This is a genomic window from Microcoleus sp. Pol11C3, from assembly GCF_036701485.1.
Classification (GTDB): Bacteria; Cyanobacteriota; Cyanobacteriia; order Cyanobacteriales; family Microcoleaceae; genus Microcoleus.
The window spans coordinates 1-15,602 of the sequence record NZ_JAUBQW010000041.1 but is presented as its reverse complement, the minus strand read 5'-3'; the positions used below and the strand labels follow the sequence as shown (position 1 = coordinate 15,602).

Sequence of the window (15,602 nt, the reverse complement as noted above, 5' to 3'; positions counted from 1 at the left end):
TTTGCGGGTTGAATTTATTCAGTCCGCGAAGGCGGACTTTGTTTGTGTAGAAGCGATTTCAATCGCCGTTTCAATTTCCGTGTCAATCCCCCAATCAATCGCCGTGTCAATCACCCCATTCCTCTATATAATATGAACAATATCATTCATAAAATAAATGATTTGCTGTATCAATCCCGACTGTCAAAAACCTGAAAACCAGGACGGACAAACATATTGCATCAGTTGTGGCTTTGAACTCGTACCCATCCTGCGAAATCGTTTCCGCATGATCAAATTCCTCGGTCAAGGTGGCTTTGGCAGAACCTATTTAGCAGAAGATATTGATAGACTAAATCAACGCTGTGTGGTTAAACAATTAGCGCCAAATGTCCAGGGAACTTGGGCGATTAACAAAGCGGTAGAATTATTTCAGCAAGAAGCCCGACAACTGCAACAGCTAGGACAACATCCCCAAATTCCATCACTAGATGCCTATTTTGAACAAGACAACTATTTGTATCTCGTACAGCAGTTTGTGGATGGGGATAATTTGTTGGCGCTTTTCCAAAATCAGGGAATTTGGCAAGAAAGCCAAGTTAAGCAACTATTACTCGAACTTTTACCTGTTCTCAAGTTTATTCACGAACAAAAAATCATTCATCGAGATATCAAGCCTGAGAATATTATGCGCCGTCGCAGCGACGGTTTGTTAATGCTGATTGATTTCGGAGTTTCCAAACAGTTGTCGGGAACAGTGATGTCGAGACTGGGAACGCGAATTGGTTCGGATGGTTATGCACCGCTTGAACAAATGAAAGGGGGTGAAGCTTATCCAGCCAGCGATTTGTTTAGCTTGGGGGCGACTGCTTTTCATCTACTGACAGGGCTATATCCTTTTGATTTGTGGGTGGATCAAGGTTATAGTTGGACAGCCAATTGGCAGCAACATTTGAAAAGTCCCCTAGACAAGGGATTGGAATTGATTTTATCTAAGTTGTTGGCAAAAGATATCGAGCAGCGCTATCAATCAGCCGAGGAAGTTTTAATAGATTTTCAAAATCAGTCAACGCCCAAAAATAGCATAAATTTACAAAAAATAGACTTTGAAGTGGTGACAGTTGATGTGCGGGGTAATATAACTAACCGCCAACAGCGTCAAGCACAATTTTTCAGGGAAAATTTAGGTAGCGGTGCAATCTTAGACATGGTAGCAATTCCTGGCGGCCGTTTCGTGATGGGTTCCCCCCATACGGAAGTAGGGCGCTCTGACAGTGAAGGGCCGCAGCGTACCGTTAATATCTCTCCTTTTTTTATGGGTAAATATCCAGTCACTCAAGAACAGTGGGAAGTAGTGATGGAGAATAACCCTTCTCATATCAAAGGTTTTTTGAAAAGCAAACAACTCCCTGTAGAACAAGTTACCTGGAATGCTGCTGTGGAATTCTGCCAGAAAATTTCTCAAAAAACCGGCAAGATTTATCGCTTACCTTCGGAAGCCGAATGGGAATATGCTTGTCGCGCCGGAACTACAACGCCTTTCTATTTTGGCGAGACAATTACCCCGGATTTAGTTAATTATGATGGCAATCATCCCTACGGTTCTGCGCCGAAGGGACTTTACCGCAAACAAACAACGGATGTGGAGAGTTTTGGGCCGAATCCGTTTGGTTTGTATGATATGCACGGGACTGTTTGGGAATGGTGCAGCGATCGCTGGCATGATAACTACAATGGTGCACCGACTGACGGAAGTTCTTGGGAAACTGGAACGGATAATAACCGGGTGCAGCGTGGCGGTTCCTGGTTCAACCTTGCGGTCAAGTGTCGCTGTGCCGTTCGTGGCAAGTATTCGGCGGGCGGCAGGTGGAGGTTCGGGGGTTTTCGCGTGGCGGTAGCTTCGGTTTCTTCCTCGTCCTAGTTTCCGCGTAGTAGTGGTAGGGTGCGTCGCATTGAACAATCTACAAATCAAATCGACAATTTCACAGCGACGCACCACAAATTAGTAAGGTGCGTCGCTCGAAACAATCTGCCAGTTCGATCGACAATCTCGCAGCGACGCACCCTACAAATTAAACTGAAAAACTTATCTGCTCCGTGCTATTGCCATAACTTGCTGCGCCAAAATTGACTTTACATGGCCGCACAGATTCCCATGATGATATAGTAGGTCAATTTTATAAATAAGTCAAGCTATATCGCCCTTAAATTCTAATATTTCAAAAAGCCCATCAAGCAAGTTTATAATTTATTTTCCATTGCACGATCGCCTATCTCTTCGTTCCCCTCTGCTGGGACGAGAGTTTGACTCTTAAGCGATTTCAAGAGACTCTTGGCGAATTTAAAAATGGTTTCACCCTTCAACCCTAAAAATAGTGGCTCTGGACTAAGTATTTAATTAACCATATAGCTATTAAGTAGTCATAGCGAACCCTTGGCGACTTCGCCAACAGTATTTTTCACTCGCCGAATCCCTCGCCGGCCGTTAATCAAGGTTAATATAGGATTTGAGGGCGATCGATACTACAATGCCATTAAACGCCGCATCGCTTCTGTCTGAAATGCTACACGAGTTGGAAATAATGACAGATCCGTGGCAAGATTAAGGGAATGTTAAGTTATGCGACGCTTTCGCAAACAAGATTTCCCGCTGACACTGTCCCCCTAACCCACCTTCCCCATTAGGAACCCACCCATCTATGATTCCCAACCATTCCTTCGCGGCTGACGAGCATTCTAGCAAACCCGACAAGCCCGAGGAAGCTTGTGGCGTTTTCGGTATCTACGCACCGGGTGAAGATGTCGCCAAGTTGACCTACTTCGGTTTGTATGCCTTGCAGCACCGGGGTCAGGAATCAGCAGGAATTGCCACCTTTGACGGTGAAAAAGTCTACCTGCACAAAGATATGGGACTGGTTTCCCAAGTCTTCAACGAATCGAGTTTAGGTCACTTGCCCGGTAACTTAGCCGTAGGCCACACTCGCTACTCTACTACGGGCTCGTCGCGCGTGGTCAACGCTCAGCCTGTGGTTGTCGAAACTCGTTTGGGAAGTCTGGCATTAGCACATAACGGGAATCTTGTCAATACCAAAGAATTGCGGGAAGAATTGCTGTCTCGGAAGTGCGAATTTGTCAGCACGACGGATTCAGAGGCGATCGCAGTGGCGATCGGTTCCGAGGTAGACAAGGGCAAAGACTGGCTGGAAGCAGCGATCAGTGCGTTTGGTATGTGCCAAGGAGCCTTTAGTTTGACGATCGCCACCCCCAAAGGCGTGATGGGAGTCCGGGACCCGCATGGCGTCCGCCCGCTGGTAATTGGCATCCTCCCCACAACTCCGGTACGATACGTTTTAGCATCGGAAACTTGTGGCTTGGATATTATCGGTGCTGAATTTTTGCGGGACGTAGAACCCGGGGAATTAGTTTGGATTACAGAGGAAGGTATGGCTTCCTTCCACTGGAGTCAGCAGCAGAAGCGCAAACTTTGCATCTTTGAAATGATCTATTTTGCTCGGCCCGACAGCCAGATGGAAGGTGAAAGTTTGTACAGCTACCGGCTGCGGATCGGGCGTTTGTTGGCAGCAGAATCTCCGGCTGAGGCTGATATAGTTATCGGCGTTCCTGATTCGGGAATCCCGGCCGCGATCGGCTTTTCTCAAGCTTCCGGCATTCCTTACGCCGAAGGATTGATTAAAAACCGCTACGTCGGGCGCACTTTTATTCAACCGACTCAGACAATGCGGGAGTCAGGAATTCGCATGAAACTCAACCCTCTAAAAGATGTGTTGGAAGGGAAGCGAGTAATTATTATCGATGATTCGATCGTGCGTGGCACTACCAGTCGCAAAATAGTCAAAGCCTTGCGGGATGCGGGCGCAACGGCAGTTCACATGAGAATTTCTTCGCCGCCGGTGACTCATCCTTGTTTCTACGGGATCGACACCGACAATCAAGATCAGTTGATTGCTGCTACTAAGTCAGTCGCAGAAATCGGCGCCCAAATTGGGGTTGATTCCTTGGCTTTCTTGAGTTGGGATGGAATGCTGAAGGCGACTAACGAAGACCCGATGAGTTTTTGTTCGGCCTGTTTCACCGGTGATTATCCGATCGACGTTCCAGAAGTGGTAAAACGGTCTAAGCTCATATTAGAAAAGGCTGGAGCCTAGAAAATCCAAATGCGAGAAAGCGATCGCCCGTCATTTTTCGCAATTTATGGGTTTTCTATTTTTTCTGGTAAGTCATTGCCAGAATGTGTGTAGAAATGTTACATTAACTTGGCTGTAGCAAGAATTGCAGAATTTGTGAACAGTAGTGAACAGTCGGTTGGGTAGAACTTGCGTGAAACCCAACCGTCTGATTGGAGATTGGAGATTTGAGATTTGTGCTTGAATCTAAAATCGCCAATCTAAAATCGATGGTTTTTCCCTACACTCTCGTTCACAATTCCTGCTCGAAGTGCTGTATGCTACCTGGAGACTGGAGGTAGTTCCTCCAGATGTCCACTCTCAGATTGAAGTCGCATTTCGCACCAACAACGGGCACATGAGATTTTTTCAGATAACAGGGTCGATCGCACTAATTTTCCCCATACCAGTATTCCGCAAGCCAACTTGCTTGAGAATCGCGGACGGGCTGTTCATGCGAACTAAAGAACTTTAGAAACCCTTGCAGAGTAAAAAATATGGCTCCTTGCGAGCCGAAAGTGACTGTTAAAAGAAGGCGGAATGCGGTTTCTCAAGTCAGCTTAAATCGGAAACTTCGTGCAATCAAATACTGTTCTCAATCACCCGATCGATCAAGGCTTGTCCTCTCGTACAACAGAGTTACCTTTTACTCTTCAAGATATCAAGGCAGCCATTCCAGCCCACTGTTTTGAACCCTCTGCCGGGAAATCTCTGGCTTATTTCTTTTTAGATATTGGCATCATCGCAGGTTTGTATGCGATCGCCTACACCGTCGATTCCTGGCTTTTTTACCCAATCTTTTGGTTGATGCAGGGAACCATGTTTTGGGCATTGTTTGTAGTGGGCCACGACTGCGGACACGGTTCATTTTCTAAGAGCAAATGGCTCAACAACCTGATCGGACACCTCTCCCACGCTCCAATCCTCGTGCCCTTCCACGGTTGGCGGATTAGTCACAGAACCCACCACGCAAATACAGGCAGCTTAGATAACGATGAAAGCTGGTATCCGGTATCGGAGAGCAAATACAATCAAATGCCTTGGTACGAAAAGCTGGGACGCTTTTATTTGATGTTATTTGCCTATCCAATTTATCTATTTCGGCGATCGCCCGATCGAACTGGTTCTCACTTCATGCCCGGTAGCCCGATTTTCCGTCCGTCCGAAAAATGGGATGTGTTGACGAGTTCCGCATCCTTGGTACTGATGGTAGGCTTTTTAGGCGCGCTAACCTATCAGTTTGGTTGGCTGTTTTTGCTGAAGTTCTACTTAGTTCCCTATGTAGTGTTCGTGATGTGGCTGGATTTAGTAACATTCCTGCACCACACAGAAGCCGATATTCCTTGGTATCGCGGTAAAGATTGGTCTTTCTTGAAAGGTGCATTGTCTACGATCGATCGCGACTACGGAATCATCAATTCCATCCATCACGATATCGGCACCCACGTAGCCCACCACATTTTCTCGACAATGCCGCACTATCACTTGAAGGAAGCAACGGAAGCCATCAAGCCAGTGTTGGGCGATTATTATCGCAAGTCAACCGAGCCAATTTGGAAGAGCTTTATTCGTTCTTACTGGGATTGTCATTTTGTCTCGGATACAGGTTCGGGAGTTTACTACGAATCACCTAACAGTCGGCGATCGGCTGAAGTTAAGTAGTTTAAATAAACAATAGAATAAGCAAAAACCCGGCTTTTTAAAGAAACCGGGTTTTTCTTTTTTGTGCGTGTTTGATAATAAGATGTTCCACATTTAACCTGCATATTGAGGGCGGGCATCTTGCCCGCCCCACAAGAAATTTACAGATTACCTTTAAGCCCGATCGCCGTGACAATAGTCCACGCATCCACCAACAGCAACAGCAGCGTACATAAAAGTAAAATAAGATACATCCAAGGCTGCGACAAAGGGCGGACATCTGTAGTATCAATACCTGTTTTTGCTTCCACCAAACCGACTAATTTACCAAATCCAGCCACTCGCATCGGTAGCAAATAACCTTCTCCCGAATGACTCAAAAAATAGTAAACTAAACCTCCTTGACCGGTCGATCGAGGTTTGAGAGCTTTCACCTCAGTCCAAGGTAGCGACCAACCCTTGCGAAAAAAACGCGGAAACCACTTGGGATAGCTGACTTCAATCCCTTCTTCGCTGAGAATTACCCTTTCGCTGAACACGCCGTACAGGCCCGCAGCACCGACTATAATTGCCGCCCAAAGTGCGGCCGGGGGAACCGGTGCTTTCGTTACTTCCGACAAAAATGGCAAGGGAATTGTCAGGGCTGTGTACAAGCTCAACAGCGTGATTCTAATCAGGGGAGAAAGCCGGAATATCGCCGGCTCAAATACTGGGGGCGAAGATGCGGAAGAGGCGATCGGTTGTGCTGACATGGCTGAAATTCGAGAAGCTGTTTAATGATATTTTTGCACAGTTTTCGAGCCCGCCAACAAAACTCAGGGAAATACGAAAAACCGGACAATATTTGCAGTTGTGAGTTGTGATCTAAAATTCATTTCAGAAACTTTGATTCTTAACTGTTGAGTTTTTACCCCTTTGCAGAAGTTGGAATTTTGAGCGCGGAGTTATCAATTAACTGACAATTTATAATAACTCAAAACTCACAACTGCTATTAATCGACGGCGGTTAGTGCCGGGACCGTCAAAGGTTCTGAGATTTCTCGGGATTTGGGGCGGCCGGCCATTGCTGTTTGATCGCCCTGAACTGCCTTTGGGGATCTGCTAGGATTGACGTTTGAATAGGGGCCTTCGTTAATCTGCAAGCGATCGCAAGGAATTTTATCCGACAAAATTGCACTCGCCATCATGCCGGTGTGAATTTCCAATGCTGCCGCCGGCATCGCTTCAAACACTAAGCGCTGTCCGGGAAACACCACTCGTTCAAAGTACCAGTTAGGAATGTTGGCGATGCGAGCAATCTGAATCTGACTGGTGGCGTTGACGTAGCAGCACAGAATCTTGCTGTCGGTGTCTGAGGGTAGGGGGTCAAGAATTTGAGCCATAACTGCTGAGGGAGCCTTGCCTAAAAGTTTTAGTTATCTTCTCAGGCTAACACTAGGCGATCCCGCCTACTGTAAAGCCGACTACCAACTCCCTTACACATTAGAAACCGATCGTACCTAACTTAAAATCTCACCGGATAAATATCGGATTTTTGACTCCCCGCTGGGATTTTCAGTCAAAATACCCTGTATTTGCTTAAAAATTAGCTTTTTTCTGCTGCTCTCGCCGATCGACAGCAACAAGCTCGGCTTTTAGCCCGCTCTAAAAATTTAAGAATATTTAATGTCAAATTGCGAAAATTAGACATATTGTAAAGTTATATTAAAAGAATATTAACATAGCTGAAAAAGTTCCACTTTAGGATATGGCAATCATGGAAAACCGAGAAAACCGAGTCCTGTACGTTCGCCTCCCTTGCAATCCTATTTTCCCGATCGGAGTTGTCTATCTTTCGGATCACGTACACAAGCTGTTTCCCGATGTCGAACAGCGCATTTTCGATTTAGGTGCCGTACCCCCCCTGGATTTTGCTAAAGCTTTGGATGCCAGCATAGACGAGTTTAAGCCGACGCTGCTAGTTTTCTCTTGGCGGGACATTCAAATTTACGCGCCCGTGGGCGGCAGGGGCGGCAACCCGCTGCAAAATGCCTTCGAGTTTTACTACGCGAAAAATCTGCTGATCAAGTTCCGGGGAGCACTCGGAGGACTGCGTTTAGCCGCGTCTTACTACACCGAACTATGGCGCAATTTGGGACTGATTAAGCGCGGATTGAAGCGGGCCCGGAAATACCGCCCCGAAGCTCGTGCAGTGGTCGGAGGCGGTGCTGTGAGCGTGTTTTACGAGCAGTTGGGCCGCAGTTTGCCGGCGGGAACTGTGGTTTCGGTGGGAGAAGGCGAAGCTTTGCTGGAGAAGTTGATTAAGGGCGAAGATTTGGCCGAGGAAAGGTGTTATGTGGTGGGAGAAACCGTGCCGCGCGCGAAGCTAATTCACGAAAAACCAGCCAACATCGAGAAAACTGCCTGCGATTATAACTACATCGAAACCATTTGGCCGGAATTTTCCTATTATCTACAAGATATGGACTTCTACGTCGGAGTCCAAACCAAGCGCGGCTGTCCTCATAATTGCTGTTACTGCATTTATACGGTGATTGAAGGGAAACAAGTGCGGATCAATCCGGCGGATGAGGTGGTGGCCGAGATTCGGCAATTGTACGATCGAGGTATCCGCAATTTCTGGTTTACCGACGCTCAATTTATCCCGGCACGCAAATTCATCGATGATGCAGTTGAATTATTGCAAAAAATCACCGCTGCCGGCATGACTGACATCCACTGGGCTGCTTACATCCGTGCGGACAATCTCACACCAGAGTTGTGTGATTTGATGGTAAAAACGGGGATGAATTATTTTGAAATCGGCATCACCAGCGGTTCCCAGGAACTGGTTCGCAAAATGCGGATGGGCTACAACTTGCGAGTAGTTTTGGAAAATTGTCGCGATTTAAAAGCAGCCGGTTACAACGATGTGGTTTCCGTGAATTACTCGTTTAACGTCATTGACGAAACCTTTGAAACCATCCGGCAAACTATTGCTTATCACCGAGAATTAGAGCGGATTTTCGGAGCCGATAAAGTAGAACCAGCCATTTTCTTTATCGGGTTGCAGCCTCACACTATTTTAGAAGAATACGCCTTTAAACAGGATATTCTGCAACCGGGTTACGATCCGATGAGTTTGATGCCTTGGACAGCCCGCAAATTGCTGTGGAATCCAGAGCCTTTGGGTTCGTTTTTCGGACAAATTTGTTTAGAAGCTTGGCAGCGTAATTCCAATGATTTCGGCCGCGAAGTGATGGCTATTTTGGAGGAAAAACTCGGCCGTGCCGATTTGGAAGAAGCATTATCTGCGCCTGTGGAAATCAAAGACAAACAGTTGGCAGCAGTTAATTAATTACCAGGTTCGCAGCATCGGACTTTAGTCCTTATCCAAAAAAAGGGAAATGGAGGAAAACTGTATCTTCTCTTTCCCTTTTTATTCAAAAATATCAATCCCAGAAACTAGACTTTAATTGCAAAAATAATTTGATTAAAATGACTTTGGCAATTCAAGTCTACTCTTGCTACAATCATCAATCTTAGACCAATCATTAGACCCGATGACCAAACTCGAAAACAATCTTCAAATTATCTGCGTTCATCTGTGTTTATCTGCCTGACATCTGCGGTTGACCTATTTATCAAAAATTTACGCAATAACTATATTAAAAATCGCCGAGCGAGCAAATATCGCTTAAGATGTAATTATATAGTTAAAACCAGGAGTGACAAGATGTTTTATAAAGATAGAGTTAAGGGCATTAAAGGAGTAGGTCTAGTTATAGCAGGCATTAGTGCGATTCCCTTCGGGATAGCTTCGCTTCACGGCTTTTTGACAGCCTCAGCAGAAGCAACTAAACTAAATCAACCGATTGGCAAAGTTCTGGCAATCGAACCCAACAGTTTGCACAATTATCAACGGCTGCAAATTGCTCAAGTTGAGGGATGTCCGAGGGCCGAAATGGTGCAATCTTTCGCAACACCCAACTTTTCTATATACATTTGCAAAACCCAGGAAGGGGATATTTTTTACCGCGGGCTCAGCAAAATAAATGGCAGCCAAATCAATGTCATGCAAGTAACTACAGGTGACGACGGAACTTATGAAGCGACTAACGGCAATATTATCTACTCGATTAACCCCGATCGCCTGCAAGTCCGCCAGAATGGTAAGGTAATTTTGACCGAAGCTGTCATTAAGTAGCACTAACTGTTATGCAATCACAAATCCGATTAAATTAGGGTGCATTTTATTTTATTTTAAATTTAAAAATCAGCATAAACATATTTATTCCCGAGCGAAGACTCAGAAAAATTGCCACCTGTCAAAACTTGTGGTATATTAATTTTAGGGAATCTTTATTAAGGAGTTTCCAGAGTTAAATGCTTACTAAGTACATCACTACGGCAATGCAGAAAGCAACCTATGAGTTGCTTGAAGACGGTACTTTTTACGGTGAAATTCCTGAGTGTCAAGGTGTATGGGGCAATGCTCCGACACCTGAAGCTTGCCGCGAAGATTTGCAAGATGCTTTGGAAGGATGGATTATCTTAGGATTGCGTTTTAGCCACACTTTACCCATCCTCAAGGGCATTGACTTGAATATTAGCCAAGAGGTTGCCTAATGCCGACGTTTGGGCTAATTAGTCGTCGCGATTGAGTTCGGTATTTGAGAGAGGTTGGTTTTGACGGGCCTTACCCTGGTGGGAAGCATCAATACATGGTAAAAGGTGAATTGAAGCTGACAATTCCCAATCCCCATCAGGGAGATATCAGTCAAGCATTGTTATCTAGGATATTACGTCAAGGAAATATTACCAGAAATGAGTGGGAAGGGTTATAAAATTGATTAAATTTTGTTTAAATATCTTTCAATTAGGACGATCGCCACAATATCGTCCACCGGCCTCGGCGGCGTCCGCATCCCCTGCGGAATCAAGCGCGAAAGTCCCGTCGGAGGGTACATTTGCCAGTAGCGTTCCTTGGCTTCCAAACTGCTGTACCTCTCGTCAACTTGAACAATTTTTATCACAGGCGACAAACTCTCCGTCAGTTTTTGTTTCCAACTCTTAGAAGTCGTTTGATCTCCAAGTACCAATAACTCAATTGAAAACTGTTTGCACAGAGATTGAATAGTCGAAATTGCACTCTCGGAGGGTACAACTTGATGGTAGGAGACATTGTTGTCTTTACCCATTACAGCTAGGCCGCATTTGTCTTTACCTGGATCGAAACCTAAAATCATAGCCAGTTACCCATTATTAATTACCAAATTTATTTTTTAATTTTCAAGTCTCCGGGGCCTTGTTTTTGTTGTCCGGTGCGGAAAACAACGGCTCCGTTTTCAAGAGCAACTAAATCTATTTTAAGCGGGCCGGCGATGTAAGTGACATCTGCCGCGATCGCCTGAACGTCCAGCGGTTTCTCGTACTGCTGCAACCGCTCGACAAAACCACCCAAAGTTTCAATCCGATTGTCCGCAACTTGGACTCTACCGCCGACAACCCCGATCAAACGAGCACGAAATTGACAAGCTTCGATCAATTGCTGCAACTGCTGCCGCACCTGTTCGTCGGGCAAGGCTACAGGATCGACAGCAACCCCTGCAATCACATCTCCAGCGCGGAAAACCACTCGATTGATTTCGGCTTCTGCGAATACCTTAATTAGCTTTTCTTGTCGCAGGTAATTAGCGCCGGCGACAATCCGCACCACGTAGTCTTGACCGTCTTTAACCTGACTAATTAGTTGATCGATTTCTGCTTTAGTAATTTGAATAACCTGGTCCCTAACCTTTTTATTTTCCGGCTGCATGAGTCCGACGGTGGTTTTATTTGCTTCTTGCAAGAGTCGATCGATCGCGCGACTTGCCATACCGGGTTCGATAATGCGAACCACGCCGGCAGCTAAAATTTGACCGCGCCTGATGGCAACTGTACCCTCGCGGATTGCCTGAAAGTCCCGTTCCAAAACTTGCACTTGCTGCTGCAATAAAGTTTGTTGCTGTTCGAGTTGAGTTTGTTGCTGTGCCAAGGTTTCTAAGAGTGCTTCCCTCTCGACAATTACTTTGTCGCGATCGACAATTATGCGATCGCGCTCGGCGAGATTTTGCACCCGCTGGGCAATTTCCTTGTCTCGCTGGGCAATTAGTTCGTTGCGATCGACAATTTCCTTGTCCCGCTGGGCAATTTCTCGATCGCGCTGGGCAATTTGAGTTTTTACCTCCTCTCGCTGCCCGATTAACTGTTGCCGTTCCTCTTGCAGTTGAGCGATTTCCGATCCTAAAGTCGTTTTTTGAGCAGAAACTGTTTTCAATTGGTTCTCGGTGCGATCGAGCTGAGCTTGGGTAGTTGATCGGATCGTTTCAACCAGTTTCAATTGTTCTTCTGTCTGAGATTTAGCCGATTCCACACTCCTGAGCTGTTCTTCTGTCTGAGATTTAGCCGCTTCTACCTGACTTAACTGCTGTTCAGTTTTAGACTTGGCTGCTTGCACGCTGTTAAGCTGGGCCCGCAGCGAGTTTAATTTTGTTTGCGTCCGAGCTTGCTCGGCATTAGCAGCTTGGAGGGATTGATTAATTTGCTCTAAATTGGCTCTAGCTTGCGCTTGAGCGCCTCTGGCTTGAGCTAATTCACTTTCAACTCGATTTTTTTCTTGAGTGGCCTGGTTGATTTCTCCGCGGGCGTTGTTGAGCCTTTTTTGAATTTCGTCTATTCTAAAAACTCCCGTTCGCAGCGGCTTGCTAGTAGCAAACAAAATGCCCAGAGTCAGTGCTGACAAGATGCTGCCGGCCATAACAGTCACAACAACAGCAGTATCGCGGGGGCGAAGCTTGAACAAACTCAACCTTGCCTTGCCGACTTTCGTCCCAAGGCGATCGCTGACAGTGGCGATCACACCCCCCAACACTAAAATTACAAATACCAGGATGTATCCAGCAGTCATTCCGATTTTAGATTTTGGATTTTGGATTTTGGATTGAATCTAAAATCCAAAATCCAAAATCCTATACTTTCTCGGCATCAAGTGAATTGCTGGCTTAAAGCCACCGGGTTGTGGACTGTGATCTTTTTCTTGTGGATCGAGATCATGGTTTCTTGCCTGAGATCCCCGAGCAAACGAGTCACAGTTACCCGCGTCGAGCCGATCGCTTCGGCGATCGCCTGGTGGGACAGCTTCAAATCAATCGTAATCCCCTCTGTACCGGGCACGCCAAAATCCCGGCACAGAATCAGCAAAAAGCTGACGAGTCTCGAACCCATATCTCGGTGTGCCAGCGTTTCAATCATCATCTCGGTTTGCAAAATCCGAGACGACAGTCCCCGCAGCAAAACCATAGGCAATTCTGCGTCTTCCTTGAGCGCTTTCTCGACTTGTTCGATCGGCAACGAGATCAATTCCACCGGCGTAAAGGCTACCGCGTGGTAAAACCTGTCCGATCGGTGTCCCGTAATCAGAGACAGCACCCCAAATACGCTATTTTCGCGCAGGAGGGCGACTGTAATTTCTTCTCCTGCTTCATAGACCCTGGAGAGCTTGACAGCACCTTTGATGAGAACGTAGACGCGCTCAGCCGGGTCTCCAGGGAAAAAAATTGTCTTGCCCCGTTCAAAGGTTTCCACAATGGGTGGAAACGCCCCGCCGCTGATTTGGCGGAACACGGCTGCTAGCGGTCTATCATGGGTCACGACTAGATCCTTTGTACTAATCAATACTTTATAACTTGCCGATTAACCTTATTGAGTAAATATACTTCCCAACCTCCAATATGCAAGGATTCTGTTACTTCCATCTAATGTTAAGGTAAACACACGCTGTATGATTAAATCTAGCCCTTCTCTTAACTTTTTCAATTCCCCCCCCATGTAGCTCCACAGCAAAATTAATATCAATTGTGTCTCAATTGTGTCTCAATCAGTTAAATCTGAATCAGTTGTGTCTAAACTGGCGGGGTTGTCGCATAGAGCCAATGAGAACGGTGCTAGTTGCTTCTAGAAGAAATACAGATGATAGATTTGACCGGAAAAAATGCTCTTGTTACGGGCATTGCCAACAATCGCTCGATCGCCTGGGGCATCGCTCAGCAGCTCCACAAAGCTGGGGCCAACCTCGGCATAACTTATTTGAAGGACGAGAAAGGCAAGCACGAGCGCAAAGTCGCTGAACTGGTGGAACCGCTCAATCCCAGTCTGTATTTGCCATGCAATGTCCAAGACGAGAGCGAAATTGAGTCTACTTTTCAAACCATAGCCGACAAGTGGGGCAAGTTAGATGTCCTGATCCACTGTCTGGCTTTTGCCGGCAAGGACGAACTTTCGGGAGATTTCACCAACACTTCGCGCCAAGGTTTCTCCAACGCTTTGGATATTAGCGCTTACTCGCTGGTGCGGCTTTGTGCTGCTGCTAAACCCCTGATGGCCGAGGGCGGCAGTATTGTAACGCTGACTTATTTGGGCGGCGTCCGGGTAGTTCCTAATTATAATGTGATGGGAATTGCTAAGGCGGCTTTGGAAATGAATGTTCGTTATCTGGCTGCTGAACTGGGCCCGTTAAATATTCGGGTAAATGCGATTTCTTCTGGCCCGATTCGGACTCTGGCTTCGTCAGCAGTTGGCGGTATTCTGGACATGATCCACCACGTTGAGGAAGTGGCGCCACTGCGGCGGACGGTGACTCAGCAGGAAGTGGGAAATGCGGCGGCTTTTCTGTGCAGCAATCTCGCTAGCGGGATTACGGGTCAAGTTTTGTATGTCGATGCTGGTTACGAAATCATGGGAATGTAACAGCTTTTAAACAGTTGACAGTTGACAGTTAGTTGTAGGGGCGGTGCCCCGTGCCCGCCCTCAACAGTTGATAGTTAACAGTTGACAACGAAGTTTTTAGACAGTTAACAGCAAGATTTGCAAACAGTCAACTGTCAATAACTGTCCGTTGTCCGCTACAAAAGTGTTAATCCCAAATTACTAATTAATTCTAATGAATGACCAATTGCGAATTATGGAGATAATCGATCGCCCTTCTGTGCCTCCTGCAAGTTCAGTTCAACCAGCTAGGGCCGCCTTGGTGAAACGCACGACACTCGAAACGGATGTCACGGCCAGCCTCAATCTCGACGGTGTGGGAACTTGCAAGGCGTCTACGGGGATTCCGTTTTTAGACCATATGTTGCACCAGATTGCTTCTCACGGATTGATCGATTTGGACGTGCAGGCTATCGGGGATTTGGAGATTGACGACCACCACACGAACGAGGATGTGGGAATTACCTTAGGCCAAGCGCTAGCAAAAGCTGTCGGCGATCGATCGGGCATTTCTCGTTTCGGACATTTCATCGCACCTTTGGATGAGGCTTTAATTGAAGTCGTGCTGGATTTTTCGGGACGGCCTCACTTAAGTTACAGCTTGGAAATTCCCAACCAGCGGATCGGCACTTACGATACTGAATTAGTGAGAGAATTTTTTTCGGCGGTGGTGAACCACACTCAAATGACACTGCACATTCGACAATTGCAGGGCGGAAATTCTCATCACATTGTGGAAGCGACGTTTAAGGCATTTGCGCGAGCTCTGCGGATGGCAGTGGAAATCGATCCGCGGCGCGCCAGTCGGATTCCGAGTTCTAAAGGGGTTTTGTAGTATGGGGTTTACAGTAGCCCACAAGCGCTACTGCAAACCTGTTATTATCTTATCACCCTATAACTAGGGCTTGCTGAATAATCGATCGCAAACTATGAATATGAGCGACCGATATATTCAAACTCAACTAAAGATAAGGCTTTTCTGCATCGATTCCACCCAACAATAATTGTAGATTA

The 15,602-nt window shown here is 46.4% G+C and carries 14 protein-coding genes; 9 read left to right on the top strand and 5 right to left on the bottom strand.

What is annotated here, in order from left to right; genetic code table 11:
• Nucleotides 1–157: 157 nt before the first annotated feature.
• The 3 genes from QUA40_RS12020 (at nt 158) to QUA40_RS12010 (ending at nt 5,825) form a co-directional block, all read left to right on the top strand.
• The gene (locus QUA40_RS12020) at nt 158–1,900 is read left to right on the top strand and encodes a bifunctional serine/threonine-protein kinase/formylglycine-generating enzyme family protein (protein WP_333125656.1); all 1,743 of its coding nucleotides are present in this window, start codon (nt 158–160) and stop codon (nt 1,898–1,900) included.
• A 778-nt stretch (nt 1,901–2,678) separates the two neighbouring features.
• Nucleotides 2,679–4,145: an amidophosphoribosyltransferase gene (gene purF, locus QUA40_RS12015; RefSeq protein WP_333125654.1), complete on the top strand. Its 1,467-nt coding sequence runs from the start codon at nt 2,679–2,681 to the stop codon at nt 4,143–4,145.
• A gap of 594 nt (nt 4,146–4,739) precedes the next feature.
• Nucleotides 4,740–5,825 carry a fatty acid desaturase gene (locus QUA40_RS12010; RefSeq protein WP_333125651.1) on the top strand — a complete coding sequence of 362 codons (1,086 nt, stop codon included), beginning with the start codon at nt 4,740–4,742 and terminating at the stop codon, nt 5,823–5,825.
• Nucleotides 5,826–5,965: 140 nt separating this feature from the next.
• Here QUA40_RS12010 and QUA40_RS12005 read toward each other — a convergent pair whose 3' ends face one another.
• A complete protein-coding gene (locus QUA40_RS12005) occupies nt 5,966–6,556 on the bottom strand; it encodes a hypothetical protein (RefSeq protein ID WP_333125648.1) in 591 nt (196 codons plus the stop codon).
• A 240-nt stretch (nt 6,557–6,796) separates the two neighbouring features.
• A complete protein-coding gene (locus QUA40_RS12000) occupies nt 6,797–7,186 on the bottom strand; it encodes a DUF1830 domain-containing protein (protein ID WP_333125646.1) in 390 nt (129 codons plus the stop codon).
• A 374-nt stretch (nt 7,187–7,560) separates the two neighbouring features.
• On the opposite strand from QUA40_RS12000, the gene QUA40_RS11995 reads away from it, so the two are divergent.
• From QUA40_RS11995 to QUA40_RS11980, 4 genes are all read left to right on the top strand, one after another.
• Nucleotides 7,561–9,141, top strand: coding sequence for a photosystem II high light acclimation radical SAM protein (locus tag QUA40_RS11995; RefSeq protein ID WP_333125643.1), 1,581 nt, complete (start codon nt 7,561–7,563; stop codon nt 9,139–9,141).
• 378 nt (nt 9,142–9,519) lie between these two features.
• A complete protein-coding gene (locus tag QUA40_RS11990) occupies nt 9,520–9,990 on the top strand; it encodes a hypothetical protein (RefSeq protein ID WP_333125640.1) in 471 nt (156 codons plus the stop codon).
• A 179-nt stretch (nt 9,991–10,169) separates the two neighbouring features.
• Nucleotides 10,170–10,412 carry a type II toxin-antitoxin system HicB family antitoxin gene (locus QUA40_RS11985; RefSeq protein WP_333125637.1) on the top strand — a complete coding sequence of 81 codons (243 nt, stop codon included), beginning with the start codon at nt 10,170–10,172 and terminating at the stop codon, nt 10,410–10,412.
• Between the two features lie 44 nt (nt 10,413–10,456).
• The gene (locus QUA40_RS11980) at nt 10,457–10,630 is read left to right on the top strand and encodes a type II toxin-antitoxin system HicA family toxin (protein WP_333125634.1); all 174 of its coding nucleotides are present in this window, start codon (nt 10,457–10,459) and stop codon (nt 10,628–10,630) included.
• 6 nt (nt 10,631–10,636) lie between these two features.
• Here the strand turns inward: QUA40_RS11980 and QUA40_RS11975 are convergent, their stop codons facing one another.
• The 3 genes from QUA40_RS11975 to ntcA form a co-directional block, all read right to left on the bottom strand.
• Complete coding sequence (locus QUA40_RS11975; protein WP_333125631.1) at nt 10,637–11,032, bottom strand: pre-16S rRNA-processing nuclease YqgF; 396 nt, start codon at nt 11,030–11,032, stop codon at nt 10,637–10,639.
• A 29-nt stretch (nt 11,033–11,061) separates the two neighbouring features.
• Nucleotides 11,062–12,732, bottom strand: a complete 1,671-nt coding sequence (locus QUA40_RS11970; protein WP_333125628.1) for a DUF3084 domain-containing protein — start codon at nt 12,730–12,732, stop codon at nt 11,062–11,064.
• 77 nt (nt 12,733–12,809) lie between these two features.
• On the bottom strand, nt 12,810–13,475 hold the full coding sequence (ntcA, locus tag QUA40_RS11965; protein ID WP_445301147.1) for a global nitrogen regulator NtcA: 666 nt from the start codon (nt 13,473–13,475) through the stop codon (nt 12,810–12,812).
• A gap of 318 nt (nt 13,476–13,793) precedes the next feature.
• Between ntcA and fabI the strand changes: the two genes are divergently transcribed.
• Both fabI and hisB read left to right on the top strand, forming a co-directional pair.
• On the top strand, nt 13,794–14,570 hold the full coding sequence (gene fabI, locus QUA40_RS11960; protein ID WP_006634022.1) for an enoyl-ACP reductase FabI: 777 nt from the start codon (nt 13,794–13,796) through the stop codon (nt 14,568–14,570).
• Nucleotides 14,571–14,784: 214 nt separating this feature from the next.
• Nucleotides 14,785–15,423 (top strand): imidazoleglycerol-phosphate dehydratase HisB, encoded by a 639-nt coding sequence (hisB, locus tag QUA40_RS11955; RefSeq protein ID WP_333125714.1) that lies wholly within the window; start codon nt 14,785–14,787, stop codon nt 15,421–15,423.
• Nucleotides 15,424–15,602 lie beyond the last annotated feature (179 nt).

Bases quoted from the DNA above. Each gene is read 5' to 3' on its own strand.
- QUA40_RS12020 (WP_333125656.1), top strand. From the start codon at position 158: ATGATTTGCTGTATCAATCCCGACTGTCAAAAACCTGAAAACCAGGAC.
- purF (WP_333125654.1), top strand. From the start codon at position 2,679: ATGATTCCCAACCATTCCTTCGCGGCTGACGAGCATTCTAGCAAACCC.
- QUA40_RS12005 (WP_333125648.1), bottom strand. From the start codon at position 6,556: ATGTCAGCACAACCGATCGCCTCTTCCGCATCTTCGCCCCCAGTATTT.
- QUA40_RS12000 (WP_333125646.1), bottom strand. From the start codon at position 7,186: ATGGCTCAAATTCTTGACCCCCTACCCTCAGACACCGACAGCAAGATT.
- QUA40_RS11995 (WP_333125643.1), top strand. From the start codon at position 7,561: ATGGAAAACCGAGAAAACCGAGTCCTGTACGTTCGCCTCCCTTGCAAT.
- QUA40_RS11990 (WP_333125640.1), top strand. From the start codon at position 9,520: ATGTTTTATAAAGATAGAGTTAAGGGCATTAAAGGAGTAGGTCTAGTT.
- QUA40_RS11985 (WP_333125637.1), top strand. From the start codon at position 10,170: ATGCTTACTAAGTACATCACTACGGCAATGCAGAAAGCAACCTATGAG.
- QUA40_RS11975 (WP_333125631.1), bottom strand. From the start codon at position 11,032: ATGATTTTAGGTTTCGATCCAGGTAAAGACAAATGCGGCCTAGCTGTA.
- QUA40_RS11970 (WP_333125628.1), bottom strand. From the start codon at position 12,732: ATGACTGCTGGATACATCCTGGTATTTGTAATTTTAGTGTTGGGGGGT.
- fabI (WP_006634022.1), top strand. From the start codon at position 13,794: ATGATAGATTTGACCGGAAAAAATGCTCTTGTTACGGGCATTGCCAAC.
- hisB (WP_333125714.1), top strand. From the start codon at position 14,785: ATGGAGATAATCGATCGCCCTTCTGTGCCTCCTGCAAGTTCAGTTCAA.